At 40.0% G+C, this 18,899-nt stretch carries 16 protein-coding genes; 7 read left to right on the top strand and 9 right to left on the bottom strand.

Features of this window, described 5'->3' with window-relative positions:
* Nucleotides 1–4 precede the first annotated feature (4 nt).
* Nucleotides 5–547 carry an SRPBCC family protein gene (locus A33Q_RS13170; RefSeq protein ID WP_009033319.1) on the bottom strand — a complete coding sequence of 181 codons (543 nt, stop codon included), beginning with the start codon at nt 545–547 and terminating at the stop codon, nt 5–7.
* Between the two features lie 27 nt (nt 548–574).
* Complete coding sequence (locus A33Q_RS13165; RefSeq protein ID WP_009033318.1) at nt 575–1,399, bottom strand: alpha/beta fold hydrolase; 825 nt, start codon at nt 1,397–1,399, stop codon at nt 575–577.
* Nucleotides 1,400–1,650: 251 nt separating this feature from the next.
* Here A33Q_RS13165 and A33Q_RS13160 point away from each other — a divergent pair, with 251 nt between their 5' ends.
* From A33Q_RS13160 to A33Q_RS13140, 5 genes are all read left to right on the top strand, one after another.
* On the top strand, nt 1,651–2,274 hold the full coding sequence (locus A33Q_RS13160) for a TetR/AcrR family transcriptional regulator (protein WP_009033317.1): 624 nt from the start codon (nt 1,651–1,653) through the stop codon (nt 2,272–2,274).
* Nucleotides 2,258–3,616: a TolC family protein gene (locus tag A33Q_RS13155; RefSeq protein WP_009033316.1), complete on the top strand. Its 1,359-nt coding sequence runs from the start codon at nt 2,258–2,260 to the stop codon at nt 3,614–3,616. The genes A33Q_RS13160 and A33Q_RS13155 overlap by 17 nt, the downstream gene beginning before the upstream one ends.
* A 31-nt stretch (nt 3,617–3,647) precedes the next feature.
* Complete coding sequence (locus tag A33Q_RS13150) at nt 3,648–4,778, top strand: efflux RND transporter periplasmic adaptor subunit (protein WP_009033315.1); 1,131 nt, start codon at nt 3,648–3,650, stop codon at nt 4,776–4,778.
* Nucleotides 4,779–4,780: 2 nt separating this feature from the next.
* Nucleotides 4,781–8,188, top strand: coding sequence for an efflux RND transporter permease subunit (locus A33Q_RS13145; protein ID WP_009033314.1), 3,408 nt, complete (start codon nt 4,781–4,783; stop codon nt 8,186–8,188).
* Nucleotides 8,189–8,343: 155 nt separating this feature from the next.
* Nucleotides 8,344–8,844 (top strand): UpxY family transcription antiterminator, encoded by a 501-nt coding sequence (locus A33Q_RS13140; RefSeq protein ID WP_009033313.1) that lies wholly within the window; start codon nt 8,344–8,346, stop codon nt 8,842–8,844.
* Nucleotides 8,845–8,848: 4 nt separating this feature from the next.
* On the opposite strand, the gene A33Q_RS13135 is transcribed toward A33Q_RS13140, so the two are convergent.
* From A33Q_RS13135 to ligA, 6 genes are all read right to left on the bottom strand, one after another.
* On the bottom strand, nt 8,849–9,550 hold the full coding sequence (locus A33Q_RS13135) for a hypothetical protein (protein ID WP_009033312.1): 702 nt from the start codon (nt 9,548–9,550) through the stop codon (nt 8,849–8,851).
* Between the two features lie 137 nt (nt 9,551–9,687).
* Nucleotides 9,688–9,882, bottom strand: coding sequence for an exodeoxyribonuclease VII small subunit (gene xseB, locus A33Q_RS13130; protein WP_009033311.1), 195 nt, complete (start codon nt 9,880–9,882; stop codon nt 9,688–9,690).
* Nucleotides 9,875–11,188: an exodeoxyribonuclease VII large subunit gene (gene xseA, locus A33Q_RS13125; protein ID WP_009033310.1), complete on the bottom strand. Its 1,314-nt coding sequence runs from the start codon at nt 11,186–11,188 to the stop codon at nt 9,875–9,877. The genes xseB and xseA overlap by 8 nt, the downstream gene beginning before the upstream one ends.
* 71 nt (nt 11,189–11,259) lie before the next feature.
* Nucleotides 11,260–12,117, bottom strand: coding sequence for a 4-hydroxy-tetrahydrodipicolinate synthase (gene dapA, locus A33Q_RS13120; protein WP_009033309.1), 858 nt, complete (start codon nt 12,115–12,117; stop codon nt 11,260–11,262).
* Entirely contained in the window at nt 12,114–12,614 is a 501-nt protein-coding gene (locus tag A33Q_RS13115; protein WP_009033308.1) for a DUF6913 domain-containing protein, read from the bottom strand. The genes dapA and A33Q_RS13115 overlap by 4 nt, the downstream gene beginning before the upstream one ends.
* Complete coding sequence (gene ligA, locus A33Q_RS13110) at nt 12,614–15,073, bottom strand: NAD-dependent DNA ligase LigA (RefSeq protein ID WP_009033307.1); 2,460 nt, start codon at nt 15,071–15,073, stop codon at nt 12,614–12,616. Before ligA ends, A33Q_RS13115 begins: the two co-directional genes overlap by 1 nt.
* A 146-nt stretch (nt 15,074–15,219) precedes the next feature.
* On the opposite strand from ligA, the gene A33Q_RS13105 reads away from it, so the two are divergent.
* Entirely contained in the window at nt 15,220–15,852 is a 633-nt protein-coding gene (locus tag A33Q_RS13105) for a TetR/AcrR family transcriptional regulator (RefSeq protein ID WP_009033306.1), read from the top strand.
* 147 nt (nt 15,853–15,999) lie between these two features.
* Entirely contained in the window at nt 16,000–18,060 is a 2,061-nt protein-coding gene (gene metG / locus A33Q_RS13100; RefSeq protein ID WP_009033305.1) for a methionine--tRNA ligase, read from the top strand.
* A gap of 62 nt (nt 18,061–18,122) precedes the next feature.
* On the opposite strand, the gene A33Q_RS13095 is transcribed toward metG, so the two are convergent.
* A complete protein-coding gene (locus A33Q_RS13095; protein ID WP_016255238.1) occupies nt 18,123–18,872 on the bottom strand; it encodes a hypothetical protein in 750 nt (249 codons plus the stop codon).
* Nucleotides 18,873–18,899 lie beyond the last annotated feature (27 nt).

Raw genomic sequence — 18,899 nt, 5'->3', positions numbered from 1 at the left:
TTTTTTATTTCTTTTCTAAAATTTCCTTAAGGTTTCTGAGTCCTACCTCAAAATCATCCCCGAGCATTGTTTCCATATCCATGACGAATAGCATGGCATTCATAGGGTAAGCCATATGTCCATCAAACCCCCATCGAACCTTGGTCTTGTTTGATTCTATCTTTTCAAATTCCATATAGGCTTTATCTTCTGATTGAAAGGGTTCAAAAAATCTAAGTGCATAATCAATTCTTTCTCCATCTTTTATTGCCAAAATCTCCTGTTCACCTGATCCTACTTCTGGATTGTCACTTTTCCAAAAAGACACAAATCCGACTTTTCCATCAGTGCCTCTGTACTCTTTTTGCATATTGGGATCCATCAGTTGCCATTTGCTGTATTGATCCTGGTTTTTCAGCAATTTGGTGTAGTCATATACCTCCTGATGAGGCCTTTCTATGTTTACTTCCCTTACTACTGAATAATCTCTGGGCACAAACAAAGCAAGGATAAATGGGATAGCGACAAGAAGTGCGATGACTATCCCGGTAATTTTAAGGAATTTCATAATGTAGTGGGTTGATCTTCAGTTAATTTACATATTCAAATTAAAAAATCCTATGTTCTCTGATTTTTGCAAATAGGCAAGGGTATCTTCTACAAGTGTGTTATGCCCACTTTCCAATTCTATATTTTGGAGTTGGGGGATCTTTGAGCTGAACCTTTTTAGATTTTCAGAAGTCACCATTTGGTCAAATTTCCCGGTCACCAATACTACAGGCTGTTCGTGAAGGCGTATCATTTTGATTATTTGACCTAAATCCGGCTGTAAAGGCTTGAACACATTCCAGGTGAAGTAGACCTGGGCCCTTTTTGTGCGGGTCTGCATTTGGGATTTTACAAATTTGACCAAGCTGTTTTGTAAAAGGCCGAGCTTGTAAAGCAAATCAATGGTCTTGAAAAATCTTTCCGGATGAAATACCACATGTTTGAAAAGCCTGTTAAGCATTCCGGGGAAAGTGGCCATATTGTACCAAAACCCGGTTTTGATCCCATCTGGAGCCATGAGTAAAAGAGATTTGACATAATTGGGAAAAAGCTCCATACAGATCAGGCTGAATTTGCCTCCCATAGAAAAGCCGACCAAGTGAAACTCTTTGAATGATTCTTTGGCCATCAGATGGGCTATTATCAGTCTCCATTCTTCTTTGGTCAACTTGTTGGAAACGGAATTCCAGCTGCTTTCACCATGATAAAAAATATCAATAAACAGGAAGCTTTGATTTTCTTTCCTGAAAGATAAATAGGGATAGTAGATTTTCCTGTTTTGACCAAAACCATGAAAAAACAGAAAGACTTCAGGCCCTGATCCATGCCTTTCATAAGCCAACCTACCTAATCCAGTTTCCAAAAATTCCATATTGATTGAAATGGCTTTGTCCTAATTACAAAGCTATGGTTTTTAATCTTACAAATTCTTTTGGATGTCCAATTATCTTTGAGGCTGTTCGGTATTGAACAAATAAAATTCTGATTTGGACGAAATCGGACACTGGTTCGGTATTTAGTTTGATTGAAGTGAATTAATGATTAAAAAAATTTCTTAAAAAACTCAGGAAACTTTGAACTTTTGAAAAGTTTCCTGAGTTTTGCATCCAAATTATAGATGAATTGGAGACCAGGGAGAAAATTATAGAAACAGCGACAGAGCAATTTATGCGCTTTGGGGTAAGGTCGGTTACCATGGATGACATTGCCAGGCAGGCAGGAGTATCAAAAAAGACCATTTATCAGGAATTTTCGGATAAGAACCAGTTGGTGTATGAAACTTTTGAAAAAGCCATTCAGGGAGACAAATGCCACATTGAGCGTTTTCCTCAGAGCAAAATCGGAGTGATTGAGCACTTGGTGCAGCTCTCCCGGTACATGAGAGAGCGATTTGCCAATCTGAACCCCATGGTTTTAAATGAAATCCAGCGGTATTTCCCTCAAAGCTGGCAGTTGTTTGAAAATTTTAAGCGCGATTTTGTTCTTCAGGAAATCATCGAGTTGTTGGAAGAAGGGAAAAAACAAGGTTTTTTCCGACCAGAAATTAACAGTGAAATTTTGGGACTGATGAGATTGGAACAAATGATGTTAAGTTTTGATCCGATTAAGTTTCCCCCGGCCAAGTACAATATTGTCGATTTGCAGCTGGAGATCTTTGAGCATTTTCTTTATGGAATTTTTACTGAAAAAGGAAAAGAAGCATACCTAAACCAAAAAAACACAGCACAACATGAAAACCACAATTAAACAGAAATCAGGTGTTTTAGCAGTCCTGCTTGCGGTTTTTGTAGTCTTTACTATCCATGCACAACAAGTAGTGGAACTGTCTCTAGAAGAAAGCCTTCGCTATGCATTGGAAAATAATGTGGATGCAAAAAACGCGCAATTGGAAACACTTATAGCCAAGGCAACAATCAAGGAAAGGCGTTCTGAAGGTCTTCCTCAGATTAATGGAAGTGTGGACTTAACCTACAATGCGGCGATTCCCGTAGTCTTTGTTCCAAATGAAGGTCCCTTTGCTGATCCATCCGTAGAGCTGGATGTATTACCTCTAAGATTTGGAGTGCCTCTAAGTTCAGCAGTAGCTGTACAGGCTAACCAAATGATTTTTGATGGGTCATACTTTGTAGGCCTTCAAGCCGCCAAAACTTACAAAATGTTGACAGAGTACGATAGACTTAAGACAGAAGTCGATGTCAAGGAAGCAGTTAAGAAGGCTTATTTTTCGGTCTTAGTAAACGAACAACGAAGACAATTGATTGATGCAAACTTGGAAAGAATTGAAATGCTTTTGGGTGAGACCGAGGCACTCTACGAAGCTGGTTTTGTTGAGAAGCTAGATGTTTCCCGGGTAAAAGTCCAAAGGAATAATTTAAAAACAGAGTTGGATAAAGTGATTGCAGCCACTATGATCAGTGTTGAGCTTTTCAAACTTCAAATTGGATTACCTAGTAACCAAGAAGTATATCTGACCGAAACTTTGGAAGATCTTAATGACAGGCTTGAAGTTGAAGATCTGTTAATCATGGATGGAAGTCGAAGGGTTGAAATTGATCAACTCAATACAAATTTGGATTTAGTCAAGTTAGACTTGAAAAATAATTTAGTCCAATATATTCCAAGATTATCCGCTTTTGCTACCTATCAGAGAAATGCAGCTAGTGAGCGTCTTGGTGATATTATGGATGCAAATCGTTGGTTTACAGGTGCTTTTATTGGTGGTTCATTATCCATTCCAATTTTTGATGGACTTGCAAAAAGTGCAAGAATCCAGCAGAATAGAGTACAAATAAAGCAGCTGGAAAATCAATCATTTTTCCTAGATCAAAGTATTGAAGTTGAAAAATTTCAAGCAAAAGCAAATTTAAAAAATAGTATTTCTGCTCTAGTTGTTCAGCAAGAAAACATGGACTTAGCCCTGGAAGTATTCGAAATGACCAAAATCAAGTATCAGGAAGGTGTTGGTTCCAACCTTGAGGTGGTAGAAGCAGATTCTGCCCTCAAAGAAGCAGAAACCAATTACTTCTCTGCCCTGTATGATGCTTTGATCGCCAAAGTGGAACTGGAAAAAGCATTGGGTATCCTTTAATCAATCAACTTAGAATTTACATAGACTATATATGAAAACTTATTTTCAATTGTTGACAGCCGCCCTGATTTTGTTGGTGGCATCTTGTGGGCAAAAAGATGAGCTTGCTGCCAAAAAAGAAGAACTGGAATCCAAAAAGAAGGAAGCCGCTGCTTTGAGAGTATCCATAGAAGAACTCGAAAAGAATATCGCGGAGATGGATCCGGATTTTGCCAGAGAAAACAGAAAATCAATTTTGATTACTACCAAAGAAGCAAAGCTGGGGCAGTTTGATCACTTTGTGGAAGTGACAGGATCGGTGCTTTCCAAAAAGAATGTAAGTATCAGCGGAGAGGTATCAGGAAGGGTACAGGAAGTAATGGCAGTGGAAGGAATGCAGGTAAAGGCTGGACAGCCTTTGGCGAGAATAGACGCGGAATCCATTCAGCGAAACATTGAGGAAGTGGAAAAGCAACTTGAACTGGCATCTACCATTTTTGAAAAACAAGAAAGGCTTTGGAATCAACAGATAGGTACTGAGCTGCAGTTTTTGGAAGCCAAAAACAGAAAAGAAACCTTGGAGAAAAATCTTGCTGGACTGAAAACCCAAGAGTCAAGAACAGTTATCCGCGCACCATTTAGCGGAACAGTGGAGACTGTACTTATCCGATTGGGAGAGTTGGTTCAGCCCGGCACTCCGATGTTTCAGTTTGTAGGAGACAGTGACCTGTTTATAGAAGCAGATGTCTCTGAACGGTATATAGGGGTGGTCAGCAGGGGAGATTCTGTTGAAATCACTTTCCCTTCCATCAATGAAACCTTGAGGACCAAAGTGTCTGCGGTAGGTGCCATCATCAATCCCAATAATAGGACTTTTAAAGTCGAGGTTTTCCTGCCTAGAATGGCGAATGTAAAACCTAACATGATATCGGTTTTGAGGATAAAAGATTACGAAAGTGAAAATGCAGTCACTGTCCCCAATTACCTGATTTTGCAGGATACAAGAGGTGATTATGTCTTTGTCGTAGAGGATGGACACAGTGTGAAGCGTTATGTAGAAAGAGGCAGGACCTACAGGGATATCACTGAAATCAAAGATGGGCTATCCGGAAATGAAGTATTGGTAGACAAAGGTTTCAGAGAAGTAGGTGATGGATTTAATGTGAACATTGCACAGCAATAAATATGAGTCAGATACAGGAAAATAAAAAAGGAGTCATACGGGAGTTTGGACTGAGTTCTTTATCAGTCAATAACCAGACCTCGGTAGTGATCTTGGTACTCATCATCTCAGTCTTGGGGATGTTGGCCTACAGGACCATGCCCAAAGAGAGTTTCCCGGAAATCGTCATTCCTACTGTGTATGTAGGTACCTCATATCCCGGCAACTCTCCGGTAGATATGGAAAACCTTATTACCAGACCTATAGAAAAGGAGTTGAAGTCGATCAATAATGTCAAAAGCATCAAATCCACCTCGGTACAGGATTTTTCCTCTGTTGTCATTGAATTCAATCCAGGAGTAGAAATCACCAAAGCATTGCAGGATGTCAAAGATGCAGTAGACAAATCGAAAAGTGAATTACCCACAGACTTAGACCGGGATCCGGACGTCCTGGAAATCAATACTTCTGATTTCCCGATCATGAATGTCAATATTTCCGGAAATTATTCAGAGCAGGAACTGAAGAAATTCGGTGAATACCTGGAGGATGAAATTGAAAAGCTTCCTGAAGTATCCAAAGCTGAGCTGAGAGGTACAGTGGAAAGAGAAATCCGGATAGACGCAGACATTTACAAAATGGAAGCGCTGGGAGTAGCCTTCAGTGATATTTCGGATGCTGTTTCACAGGAAAATGTTACTATTTCAGGAGGTAACCTTCTTTCGGGTGAGTTTAGAAGGTCCTTGAGAATTACTGGTGAATTTGATCATCCTGACGAGCTCAATGACATCATCATCAAGACAGAGGAAAACAAAATTGTTTACCTCTCTGATGTGGCTGAAGTGTCAGATACCTACAAGGAAAGAACCAGTTATGCCAGAAGCAATAAATTACCTGTAGTAACCGTCAATGTGGTAAAAAGAAGTGGAGAAAACCTGCTTGATGCTGCTGATAAAATCAAAGTCATCATTGATGAAGCCAAAGCAAACCGTTTTCCCGAGGATTTGGAGATTTCCATTACCAATGACCAATCCAAGCAAACCCGTTCTCAGGTGAATGACCTGGAGAACTCCATCATTTTCGGGGTGATTCTGGTGGTATTGGTATTGATGTTTTTCCTCGGATTCAGGAATGCACTATTTGTGGGTATTGCGATTCCACTTTCTATGTTCATCTCCTTCTTGGTGCTCAATGCTCTTGGCATTACGCTAAACCTGATGGTACTTTTTGCCTTGATCTTGGCCTTGGGAATGTTGGTGGACAACGGTATTGTGGTGGTGGAGAACATTTACCGTTTGATGCAGGAGGGCAAGTCACCGATAAGAGCAGCCAAAGAGGGTGTAGGAGAAGTAGCTTGGCCTATCATTACTTCTACAGCCACTACATTGGCGGCATTTATGCCACTGGCTTTCTGGGATGATCTTATCGGGGAGTTTATGAAATACCTTCCCATCACCTTGATTATCGTACTTTCTTCCTCATTGTTTGTAGCCTTGGTAGTCAATCCTGTTTTGACATCACTATTCATGAAGTTACAGGATGTAGAAAAAGAAAGACCTAAGAAAAAGCCTCTCATGATTGCCATCATTCTGATGGTGATGGCCGGGATTTCCTATCTGGCAGGATCCATTACTTTTGGTAATCTCTTTGCCTTGGCATCTCTGCTTACAGCATTCAATGTCCTGGTGATGCGTAAAGCCATCAGGTGGTTTCAAAATGTGTTCTTGGTAAGGCTGGAAGAGTTGTACGAGAAGACTTTGAAGTTTGCTTTAATAGGTAAAAAACCATACTTCTTTTTCGGAGGCACTGTACTTCTTTTGGTTTTGAGTGTGGTTTTATTGGGAATTAGGTCACCAAAAGTGCTTTTCTTTCCGGATAACCAACCTGCGCTTGTCAATATTTTCATAGAAAACCCAATCGGTACAGATACGGAAGCTACCAATGCTTTTATGAAGCAGATGGAAAATGACCTCGCAGATGTATTGAGGCCTTATGAAGACATCATCGAGGCGGTGATCACGCAAGTAGGAGAGGGTACCGGAGATCAGATGTCAAGTATGGGCAATACACCTACTCCGCATAAAGCTAAAGTGACGATCAGTTTCTTGGAATATCAATTTAGACAGGGGATCAACACCAATAAAATCATGGAAGAAATCCGTGAATTGGTTGAGAAGTACCCAGGAGTACTGGCCACTGTGGACAAACAGACAAATGGCCCTCCAGTAGGAAAGGCTGTCAATATTGAGGTGAGCGGGGAAAATTTTGAGGAATTGATTACCTACACCAATAGGCTTAGAGAGTATCTTGCCAATGCCAATGTACCTGGTATCGAGGAACTGAAATCAGACCTGGAATTGGGGAGCCCTGAGGTGGTGTTGAAGATTAACAGAGAAACTGCAAGACGTTTTGGTTTGTCTACTTCTACCATTGCCAATGAGCTTAGAACTGCTTTGTTTGGCCTTGAAGTATCCAAGTTTAAAGAGGGAGAAGATGATTACCCCATTCAGCTTAGACTTAAGGATGAATACCGATATGACATTACTTCTTTGATCAATAAAAAAATCAATTTCAGAGACAAGTTTGGCAACAAAAAGGAAGTTCCTATCTCTGCCGTAGCTGATTTGGAATATGGTTCTACCTATGGATCTGTCAAAAGGAAGGATTTGGATAAGGTAATCACCGTGTTTTCAAATGTGACAGATGGCTATAACCCTACTGAGATAAATGATCAGCTGAAAGCTTTAGTGTCTGAGTTTGAGGAAAGTGATGGCATCACGGTTAAGTTTACCGGAGAGCAGGAAGAGCAGGAAAAATCAACTGCATTCCTGATGAGGGCATTGTTTATAGCTGTCTCCGTAATATTTCTGATCATCGTAGCTCAGTTCAACTCCGTGACCACGCCTTTTATCATCATGGCTTCGGTGGTTCTGAGTACTATTGGCGTATTCCTTGGCCTTTTGATTTTCAACATGGACTTTGTAGTCATTATGACCGGGATCGGAATTATTTCCCTCGCAGGGGTGGTAGTGAATAATGCCATCGTATTGATCGATTATACCAATTTGGTCAGAGAGAGAAGACGGGAAGAACTCAATACTCCTGAAGATGAATACCTGCCGTACAATGAATTGCTGGACAGTATCATCTTAGGAGGTAAGACGAGGTTGAGACCGGTATTGCTGACGGCGATTACCACAGTTCTGGGATTGATTCCATTGGCGATAGGGATGAATATCAACTTCGGAACTTTGTTAAGTTCCTTTGATCCTCAGTTCTTCGTCGGTGGGGACAATGCGGAGTTTTGGGGGCCCATGGCCTGGACTGTAATATTTGGGTTAACCTTTGCGACATTCCTTACGTTAGTGATTGTACCTGTCATGTATTTATTGGCAGATAAATTAAACATGTTGATTCGTAGATTGAAATAGCATGATTAAATAAAGGTTGGTGGTTTTTAAATGTATAAACCCTTGAGGCTCTACCTCAAGGGTTTTTTGTTGTTCCAAGAATTTAAATTCGCTGAGTTTTTTTCCTTAGAGAAGCTTATAATTTAGTAATTTCGAATTTTAATTGCTAAGGTATTATGAGTGAATTACATTGGTTTGTTATGTACACTACCTCTAGGGCAGAGAAGAAGGTAGCGCAACGTTTGAGAGAAAAAGGCCTTGAGGTGTACCTGCCGATGGTAGAAGAATTAAGACAGTGGTCGGATAGAAAAAAGAAAGTACAGAAAGCTTTATTTAATGGCTACCTATTTGTAAAAACATCAAAAGTAAATTTATGGGAAGCTTTGCAGGTCCCTGGAGCAGTCAAGTTTGTACATTTTGCCGGAGAACATGCCACTGTCAGGCAGGAGGAAATCGATACCATTCAGCGGATTTTGGAAACTGGAGTAGCTGTAGAAACAGATAATTCCGAAATTGAAAAAGGTGAAATTGTTAAGATATTAGGAGGTCCTTTGGAAGGTATGGAAGGTGAATGTGTCAACAAAGGCAATAAAGACTATTTCATCATCCGTGTACCCGGTATCCATCAAAATGTGATGGTCAATATTCCAAGGAAGTATTTGGAGGTGATTGGTTAAAAGTTTACTTTTTCCTTTTGGCTAAAAATCTTTTATATACGATCTGTGCCTGAGCCAAATGGTCTCCGAACCTGTTGAAGTTTTCATTACCATCTAAGTTGTCCGAAAAGGTAAACAACATAGTTCCTTCCAATGCAATGTCGGACAAGTCTCCCAATCTAAAGCTAATACCGGCCCTGAATGGAACATATCCGGTCGTGATATTTGCTCTTCTAAATTGGGCGTCAGGTTCCAATGAAAAAGCTTCCTGTCTTTCTACATGAATGATTCCAAGTCCCAATCCTGCATATAAATTGACCCATGACCTGTTCATGTGATTGATAAATGGGAAAAGGTAGAAAATAGGCATCACATCTGCGTGGAAAGCCTCACCATTAAACTGGAAAGCACTGCCATACAGGTTCCAATGGTCCTGTACCCTTTGGGCAGGATTTCTATTGCCGCTTTCTATCCACTGTACTCCTCCTGTGGCTTTCAATCCCCAATGAGGGTGAAACCTCTTGGTGTAGGAGATGGAAGCTGCAGGATTCCAAGGGAAATTGAAATTTCTGTATGTTCCTCCATTGTCTGCATAAATAAAGGAAGGACCTATTCCAATGGATAAAACTTCTGTTTTTGGAATTTTTTCTTTGTAAAAATTTTGGGCTTGTACCGAACCAGCCAATAGAATAAAGAATGATACAAGGGTGATTTTTAATTTCTGCATTTCTCCAAATGTGTTATACACCTAGCACCGCTACAAAAGTGCCAAAATTACTTTTTCAGATAAATAAAACATAAAAATGTACTTTAGTTCATTATTATGGTGAACTTTGACAATTTTATAGATTATTGTGAAATATTCTAATTATTATTCAGCGCCTGATTGATTTCTTCTTCCGTAGACCTTAACTTCTCTTTACACTGATTGACCAGATTGGAAGCTTCTTTTACCAGTTCAGAAAGCTCATCCATACCTTTTTCTCCACTTTCCAATAAAGCGACTATTTCTTCAATCCGGCTGATGGCTGCATCGTAACTTTTTATTTGATCACTCATGGTCTTCAATTTTTTTGATAATACTTGAAATTTTTGTCTTCTGTGTGTAAGACTCTAATTGATCCCCTTCTTTTGGATTAGCTAGATGGATAGGAACCCCATTTAGCTCAGTTCTTGTATAGCCTTTTTCAAAAAAGGTCTGCGGATTCAGTACTTTAATTTCCTTGTCAAATTGAAGTAACTGGTTTTTTGCTTGCTGAATCTTGTTTTGGCTTAGAGTCCGGATATCTTTTTGAAAATTATTTAATTTCATATTTTCAATTGATACCCTATACCTAACGAAGGAAAGAATTTGCTCCTTTTTATATTTTAAGCTTTCATGTCCCTGTTGAATTTGATTTTTGTAAACATTTCTTAATTTTCCCTCAAGATCCTGGATACTTTTACTTTCACTTGAGCAGATTGCCTGGGCATGACGTTCTATCAATTTCATTTCATACAACAAGTTTTCCTCAAATTCCTGAAAGCCAGAGAGGATAAACTCAGCCACAGCGGTGGGTGTTTTCAGTCTCGTATGGGCTACTAAGTCCGCAATGGTTTCATCCCTTTCATGTCCAATTCCTGTCAGAACTGGCAAGTTGCAATTGGCAATACTTAAGGCCAATTCATAGTCATCAAAGCAATCCAAATCCAATTGTGCTCCACCCCCTCGTATCAGTACGACCCCATCAAATTTTTCTTTTATTTGATCGTTTTGAATCTGATCAAATGCCTGGATAATTGAGGGGACAGCATCGCTTCCCTGCATGGTGGCTTGGTAGAATTTTCTATGAATGCTGTATCCAAATCTATTTTTGTCGATTTGATTGATAAAATCCCCGTATCCGGCAGCTGTTGCAGAACTGATAATTGCTATTTTTTGTGGAACTGCAGGAAGCTTACACCTTTTATTGGTTTCCATATGGCCCTCTTGGGTCAATCTGTCTATGACCTCTTGCCTAAGTCTAGCCCTTTCCCCAAGTGTGAAATTAGGGTCAATGTCCTTGATATTTAGGCTAAAACCATACAGTTCATGGAAAGTCACTGCCACCAAAGCCAATACTTTCATACCTGATTTCAGGGATTGGCCGGTTGTATTTTGGAACTTACCCGAAATGGATCTGTAAGTGTAAGCCCAGATATTGGCCCTCATTTTTGCAGAAATCTTATTGCCGTTTTTTTCTACAAGATCCAGATAAGCGTGACCTTGGGTGGCATGTTTCAATTCTGCTATTTCCGCAATCACCCAATACCCTGGCTCCATATGAGTGTCCAGCGTATCCCGAATCAGTTCATTGAGTGTTAAAAGGGTAATTGCTTGTTGCATAGTTTATTCTACTAAAAAAAAGATAAAAAACCTCCAATCCTAAAGTTAAAGACTAATGGAGAAAAGGTTCTTTACTTTATCATATTAGCTTTGATATTTTCTTTCAATCGCGGGGAAGCTTTCATCAAAGGTAGTCTTACCGCATCTCCACAAAGCCCCATGAAATTCATCAGGCATTTCAATCCTACCGGATTACTTTCTTCATACATGTAAGGGTTGATATCCAGTAATTTGAAAGCAGCTTCTCTTGACTCATCTGCATTTCCATGGCAAATGGACTTAAAAATTGTAGGGTAGGCATTGGCCAAGACCGAAATCACTCCGGAGCCTCCAATTGCTTTCATGGATGGGGTAAGTATATCATCCCCTGATATCAGCAGAAAATCTTCAGGCATTTTGGCTGCAATTCTCATACATTGGGACAAGTCACCACTTGCTTCTTTCATACCTATGATATTGGCGTGCTTTGCCAAAGTGAGTGTAGTTTGATAAGAAACATTGGACATGGTTCTTCCAGGTACATTATAAAGGATTACAGGGACCGGTGAAGTGTCTGCTACAGCTGTATAATGGGCAATAATGCCGGCCTGACTAGGCTTGTTGTAATAAGGACTCACAGAAAGAATGGCGTCAATTCCACTAAAGTCCGTATCAGAAATTTCTTCCAAGACTGCTTGGGTATTATTACCTCCTATTCCGTATACAATTGGCAATCTTCCTTTGTTATATTTCAGAGCTGCCTCAAGAACTGTTTTCTTTTCAGCTTTGCTCATGGTAGCACTTTCTCCGGTAGTTCCTAATACGACCAAGTAATCAGCACCACCTTCAGCGACATGATCGATCACCTTTTTTAGGCCTTCGAAATCTACGGTAAGGTCTTCATGGAAAGGGGTGATGAGGGCTACGCCCGTGCCTTTTAATCTATTCATGCTTCTTTGATTTTTTTTAGGTATTCGATGAGGTGATGTACGTTGGTTTTGAGGTCATCACTTTGACCATTCATCATCAGGTCTAGGTAGGGCTTATTTTCTTCTGAATAAAGGCCTACTGTAAAACCAGTCTGATTTTGGAGCAGCAAATAACGTAAATATGGATTAAGCTTTAAAGAAGGAATGAGAATAAAATCCATTTTCTCTAAAAGAAACTCATTAAAGTAATCCGATGGTAAAGCAAACCAAGTGAAATTTTTGTAGGAAACAGCTTCCAATATTCTGGACTCTTCTTCTGAATAGAAAAGCCCGATAATGCGCACCTTATAGCCCCAGAGATCACGCAGCAGCTCTTTAGTAACCAAAAAATCCTCTTCTGAATTTGCTAAAATACCAATGCATCTGAACTGGTCAGGAATTCTGACTTCTCTTTTGGGTAAGGATTTTAACAATTTTTCCAACTGCCATTCAATAAGCTTGTCTTTTAACCACTTCATTATTTCTGGTTTTTGCTTATCATTTGCATAAATTCTTCTTCTGAAATCAATTTTACTCCAAGTTTCTCAGCTTTCTCTTTTTTGCTAGGTCCCATATCCTCTCCCTCAATAATAAAGGTAAGTGCTTTTGAAACAGATTTGACATATTGTCCACCATTAGCTTCTACAATATCTATGATTTCATCACGCTTAAAATTGTTGAGTTTTCCTGATGCGAGGATTTTCATGTCTTCAAGCACATTTGACTGTAGTGCTTTCTCTTCTTCTAATATTTCAAAATTCAATCCATGGGATTTCAGCTTTTCTATCATTCTCAAGTTGTCCTCATCTGCAAAATACTCAAAAATGCTGGTTACCAACGTGTCACCTACACCATTAACTTCAAGTAGCTGTTCACCATTTGCGTTTTTAAGATTTTCCAAACTTTTGAAGTGGCGGGCAAGTATCTGGGCTGTATTTTCTCCGATGTTTCTAATGCCCAATGCGAAAAGGACTTTTTCGAAGGGTTGTTCTTTTGAGCTTTTAATGCCTTCCATCATATTGGAGATGACGCCTTCCTGAAAGGTATTTGCTTTGAGTTTTTTGATTCTGTCTTCTAACTCTCCGCTTATAGGGAGGTTTAGTTTGAGCATAATGCGGTGAACTGTATTCTCCTGAAGTGAGGCTTTCGCTATCTTATCCAGGTCCACATAATTACCGATCAATTGATGCAAGACAACAGGGACGGGGATGTACTCTTCCATTTTCGGAAAGTTTGTTGCCTTAAGGCTGTCAATCAATCTTTGGACACTTCCTATGTTTTGAGCAGTCTTTTTATTGATTTTTCTGATAAAGCTTTGAAATTGCACCAAAACATCTTCCAAAGGGAGGTCTGTATTTTGCTCCAAAAACTTACTGATGGCACTTAGTGCAATTTGTTCAGTCAATGCAAATAAAGCCTTGGTCAGTGAGATATATAAAATGCCATCATCACTTTTCTGATATTGATCTTGGCTCATCTCCAAGCCAAGCAGTTCATCCGCTTTGGATTGCAGATCATATAAATCCGAAGGGTCTTTGATATAGCCCTGATCTATCAGGGTTCTAATCCTTTCAGTGCCGAGCGAGTCAATGTCCATGGCTCTTTTGTGTAGGAAATGTTCGATTTTTCCAAGTACCTGCGGTGGGCATGATTTGGTATTTGGGCAAAAGTGCTTGGCTTCTCCCTCTTTTCTTTCAAGAGCGGTACCACATTCAGGACAATGGTCAATATACTGAATGGGTTTTGCGGCAGGAGGTCGGCTAGCTTCCACTACTGCTGTGATTTTGGGTATAATTTCACCTCCTTTTTCTACCAGTACTGCATCTCCTTCATGTAAATCCAGACGTAGGATTTCATTTGCATTGTGAAGAGATGCCCTCTTTACGGTAGTGCCGGCAAGGTGCACAGGAGAAAGGTTGGCTACCGGAGTAATGGCCCCTGTTCTTCCTACCTGATAAGTGATAGAAAGCAGTCTGCTTTCTGCACTTTCGGCTTTATATTTATAGGCGATTGCCCATCGGGGTATTTTCGCAGTAAAACCTAGCTCTTCTCTTTGATCATAATCATTGAGCTTCAACACAACACCATCAGTATCCAAAGGGAGTTCAAAACGCTTTTCTCTCCAGTAGTCTATGTAAGCAAGAACTTCCTTAATGGTCCTGCATTTTGCATAGGTTTGGGAAACATTAAATCCCCAATTTTCTATGAGCTTGATGGCTTCCTGATGAGTGCTTACACCTATATCATCACCCAAAAGCTGATAAAAATAACAATTCAACCTTCTCTTGGCGACTATGCTGCTATCCTGCATTTTGACGGTTCCCGATGCAGCGTTTCTGGGGTTTGCGAGCAATGCTTCCCCATTGGCTTCTCTTTCCGCATTGATTTTATCAAATTCCTTTCTAGGTAGAAAAATCTCACCCCGAACCTCAAACTTCTCAGGAATATTTTCTCCTGAAATATGAAGAGGGATATTTCGGATTGTTTTGATGTTTTCAGTGACTACATCTCCTTTGGTTCCATCCCCACGTGTAACAGCACGTACCAGGCGTCCATTCTCATAGACCAAACTGATTGCGACACCATCAAATTTCATTTCACAGAAATACTCATAATTCCTGTGTTCAAGTCCTTTTGCTACTCTTTCATCAAAAGCCAAAAGCTCCTCTTCGGAATAAGTGTTCCCCAAAGAAAGCATGCGGTATTCATGCTGCGCCGTTTCAAACTCCTTGGTGATGGTGCCTCCAACCCTTTGACTGGGGCTGTCGGGCAGTAAAAATTGAGGAAACTCACTTTCTAATCTAATCAATTCTTCTAACAGCTTATCAAAATCAAAGTCTGATATTTCAGTCTTATCCTCCTGATAATAAAGGTGGTTGTGGTAGTTGATCTCTCGGGTAAGTTCCTGTATCCTGGCTTGGGCCTGTTCTGCGGTCATAAAATTTCGTGATATTCTTAGAGGCTATTGTTCAAAATTAAGCTTTGTACAAACAAACACAAAGGAAAGATTCTATTGGAAGTCATTTTAATGCTTTGGTCAGTTTGTAATTGGGATTAATTATATTTGCCTCCCATTCAGCAATTATGAGTAAAAAAGCAGATATAGAAAACAAAATCCTTGAAGTGGCTTATTCTCTTTTCCTCAAACAGGGATACAAGAATACCACGATGGATGACATTGCCCAAGAGCTTGCCATGAGCAAGAAAACCCTTTACAAGTATTTTCCAGGTAAAATGGAATTGCTTTCAGCTACTTTTGATAGGCTTAAAACAAGTTTGGCAATAAAGGTTCAGACACTCTTGGATAATAAATATATTCCTTTTGCAGCTAAATTGAAGTCATTGTTGACAGTAGTGGCGACGGACCTGGCCCCGATCAATCCTGATCTCTTGGAGGATCTTCGTGATCATGCTCCCGAAATCTGGAAAGAACTACAGGATTACATCAGAGAATCAGCCTATCTGCGTTTTCAAAAACTCATTCAGGAAGGAATGGAAAAAGGATACGTCGCTAGCCATGTCAACATCAGCTTGGTAGTTTTTATGTATGCTTCTGCTATCCAAAGTCTGATTGATCCCAAATTCCTTTCACAATTTCCAAAAGAAATGAGAGAAAGTATGGGGCTAAAAACCTCCGAGATATATGACCAGGCCATTCAGATCATTTACCAGGGGATTTTGACTGATGAAGCCAAAGAAGAATATCAACAAACATAAGATTTTACATCATCCAACTATACTGATATTTAAGAGTTTTTAATACATGAAATCGAGCATGACGGAGCCGACCTACGGAGGGATGACCCTGATAGCTATTGCGATTGCGAGTTTCCATGTAGTCATTAAAAAAACAATTATAAACACATGAAAAATAAATCCTTCAAAAGATATACTGTTACTTCAGCACTTCCCTATGCTAATGGCCCCTTACATATTGGGCATCTTGCAGGCTGTTATATTCCTTCAGACATTTATGTGAGATACCTCAGATCCATGGGTAGAGATGTGGCCTATGTCTGTGGTTCTGATGAGCATGGCGTGGCCATCACCATAAAAGCCAAGAAAGAGGGGATCACTCCTCAGGAAGTAGTGAACAGGTATCATGAAATAATGAAGAAGAGTTTTGCCGAGTTCGGAATCAGCTTTGACCATTATTCCAGAACCTCTGCGCAGATCCATCATGAAACCGCCTCAGAATTTTTTAAGGATTTATACGGGAAAGGTGAGTTTTTAGAGCAGACCACAGAGCAATATTTTGACGAGGAGGCAGGGCAGTTTTTGGCAGACAGATACATAGAAGGAACATGCCCCAAATGCGGTCATGAAGGCGCTTATGGTGACCAATGTGAGAAATGTGGCTCTTCACTAAGTCCCACCGACCTGATCAACCCCATTTCCAAACTTTCGGGAAATACTCCTGTGCTGAAAGAAACCAAGCACTGGTTTTTAGACCTGGCCAGATATACCGATTTTCTGAAAAACTGGATCCTTACAGAGCATGGAAATGACTGGAAGAATAATGTGCTTGGACAGTGCAGGTCCTGGCTGGAGGCCGGAGATGGCTTGCAGGCAAGGTCCATGACCAGGGATTTGGATTGGGGAATACCTGTTCCTGTAGAAGGCGGAGAGGGCAAAGTGCTATATGTGTGGTTTGATGCGCCGATTGGATACATATCCTCTACCAAAGAATGGGCAGCAGAAAAGGGAATAGCTTGGGAGCCTTATTGGAAAGATAAAGATACCAAGCTGGTACACTTTATAGGTAAGGACAATATAGTTTTTCATTGCATTATATTTCCGGCCATTCTGAAAACACATGGAGATTTTGTATTGCCTGACAATGTGCCGGCCAATGAATTTCTTAACCTTGAAGGGGATAAAATTTCTACTTCCCGTAACTGGGCCGTTTGGTTGCATGAGTATTTGGAGGAGTTTCCCGGCAAGCAGGATGTATTGAGGTATGTCCTGACAGCCAATGCTCCGGAAACCAAAGACAATGATTTTACCTGGAAGGATTTTCAATCAAGAAATAATGCCGAACTGGTCGCGATATACGGTAATTTTATCAATAGGGCTGTGGTCTTGACCCATAAGTTTTTTGATGGAAATGTGCCTGCTGTAGGAGATCTTCATGGGATTGACAAAGATGTATTGGAAGAAATCAAGGCCTTTCCTGAAAAAATAGCGGCTTCGATTGAAAGGTACAGGTTTAGAGAAGCTTTATCTTTTGTGATGGATTTTGCCAGGACAGGCAATAAGTACCTGGCCGATACTGAGCCTTGGAAAAGCATCAAAACGGATAAAGAAAGAACCGGGACCATTCTCAATATCGCTTTGAACATCGCTGCTAATCTTGCAGTGGTAGGAGAGCCATTTTTACCATTCACTTCTCAGAAAATATTCGAGATGTTCAGCTTGGAAGATTTGAAATGGGCTGATGCCGGAAGGATAGATATTCTTCAGTCAGGAGTGAAAATCAATCCTGCTGCACTTTTGTTTGAAAAAATAGAAGACAACGTGGTGGAAGCACAAGTGAATAAATTATTGGAATCGAAAAAACAAAATGAATTGGCAAACGCCAAAGCAGCGCCTATGAAAGAGATCATCACTTTTGATGATTTTGTGAAACTGGACATGAGAGTAGTCAAAGTCTTGACTGCTGAAGCCATGCCAAAGTCCAAAAAATTACTAAAACTTACTGTGGAAACAGGTTTGGGAAAAAGAACAGTGCTTTCCGGTGTAGCTGAATTTTTCAAGCCTGAAGATTTGATAGGCAAACAAGTTGTAATGTTGATCAATCTTGCCCCAAGGAAGATGATGGGTATAGATTCAGAAGGCATGATCTTGATGGCAGAGGATAAAGATGGTAGCCTGAAATTGCTACAGCCTCATGAAGCTACGTCTGATGGTTCTACCATTTCTTAAACTAAACGATTTGAATTCTTTTTTAAACAGGTAGGAAAAATTGTGTTTCCTGCCTGTTTAAATTACAGACTCAATGAAACTCCAACGCTCGCTAAAAAAATCCTGAAATCAATCCTGTCCTCAATAAAATAAGCGTAGGAGGCCCCTCTTGCCAAGGTCCAGTATTCATGCGGATGGTCTGATCGGAGGTATGAAAGTAACACAAATGAATTGATTTTATTTACAAGGGGGTATGATGCCTTTACTTCTAAGCCATAGAGAAGATTATTCAGTTTTGTGGGTTTAGGGATTTCTGCGAAATCCGCGGGTCTGAAAAGGATAGAACCTGTTTCCGAGAACTGGTAATTCCAAGAATAAAAAGGAAAATGAAGCGAATTTTGGCCTATTAACCCTGAAAAAGATAGGTCAAAGATTTTCACCTTAAAGGTATAGCCCAAACTAAGAAAAAATAAATCAGCCCGGTAATCATCGCTCATTAGCATTCCAAGGATTTCTGATTCATTTCCTTCAAAATCTATCTGATACCGAAAATTGTCATCATAAAATCTTTGTTGGGGACTAATATCTATTGAATTATTAGTACGCAAAAAGTTAAGGCTGACGAAAAAGGAGGAATTGATTTTATACCTTAAGTGAGAGCCAAAGGCATAGCCAAATATTGCCTGCCCTCCTTTATCTTTTGGAAATCCACGAAACCTTTCTGAATCTTGATCCAAAGAACTTCTGTCCAGCGAATTTTCAATGTTCACAGATCTGAAATTCCCTAAAGGAATAGCTGCACCACCTGAAAAACCGATTTCAAAATTTTCCATGAATTTATTCTGACCTAAACTAAATAA

The sequence above is a fragment of the Indibacter alkaliphilus LW1 genome (assembly GCF_000295935.2).
GTDB lineage: Bacteria > Bacteroidota > Bacteroidia > Cytophagales > Cyclobacteriaceae > Indibacter > Indibacter alkaliphilus.
The sequence above is the reverse complement of the archived record's forward strand: the minus strand, read 5'-3'. Positions and strand labels throughout refer to the sequence as shown.

What these genes read in the sequence shown, in the direction of transcription:
- A33Q_RS13170 (WP_009033319.1), bottom strand. Translation starts at nt 547, where the DNA reads ATGAAATTCCTTAAAATTACCGGGATAGTCATCGCACTTCTTGTCGCT.
- A33Q_RS13165 (WP_009033318.1), bottom strand. Translation starts at nt 1,399, where the DNA reads ATGGAATTTTTGGAAACTGGATTAGGTAGGTTGGCTTATGAAAGGCAT.
- A33Q_RS13155 (WP_009033316.1), top strand. Translation starts at nt 2,258, where the DNA reads ATGAAAACCACAATTAAACAGAAATCAGGTGTTTTAGCAGTCCTGCTT.
- A33Q_RS13150 (WP_009033315.1), top strand. Translation starts at nt 3,648, where the DNA reads ATGAAAACTTATTTTCAATTGTTGACAGCCGCCCTGATTTTGTTGGTG.
- A33Q_RS13145 (WP_009033314.1), top strand. Translation starts at nt 4,781, where the DNA reads ATGAGTCAGATACAGGAAAATAAAAAAGGAGTCATACGGGAGTTTGGA.
- A33Q_RS13140 (WP_009033313.1), top strand. Translation starts at nt 8,344, where the DNA reads ATGAGTGAATTACATTGGTTTGTTATGTACACTACCTCTAGGGCAGAG.
- A33Q_RS13135 (WP_009033312.1), bottom strand. Translation starts at nt 9,550, where the DNA reads ATGCAGAAATTAAAAATCACCCTTGTATCATTCTTTATTCTATTGGCT.
- xseB (WP_009033311.1), bottom strand. Translation starts at nt 9,882, where the DNA reads ATGAGTGATCAAATAAAAAGTTACGATGCAGCCATCAGCCGGATTGAA.
- xseA (WP_009033310.1), bottom strand. Translation starts at nt 11,188, where the DNA reads ATGCAACAAGCAATTACCCTTTTAACACTCAATGAACTGATTCGGGAT.
- dapA (WP_009033309.1), bottom strand. Translation starts at nt 12,117, where the DNA reads ATGAATAGATTAAAAGGCACGGGCGTAGCCCTCATCACCCCTTTCCAT.
- A33Q_RS13115 (WP_009033308.1), bottom strand. Translation starts at nt 12,614, where the DNA reads ATGAAGTGGTTAAAAGACAAGCTTATTGAATGGCAGTTGGAAAAATTG.
- ligA (WP_009033307.1), bottom strand. Translation starts at nt 15,073, where the DNA reads ATGACCGCAGAACAGGCCCAAGCCAGGATACAGGAACTTACCCGAGAG.
- A33Q_RS13105 (WP_009033306.1), top strand. Translation starts at nt 15,220, where the DNA reads ATGAGTAAAAAAGCAGATATAGAAAACAAAATCCTTGAAGTGGCTTAT.
- metG (WP_009033305.1), top strand. Translation starts at nt 16,000, where the DNA reads ATGAAAAATAAATCCTTCAAAAGATATACTGTTACTTCAGCACTTCCC.
- A33Q_RS13095 (WP_016255238.1), bottom strand. Translation starts at nt 18,872, where the DNA reads ATGGAAAATTTTGAAATCGGTTTTTCAGGTGGTGCAGCTATTCCTTTA.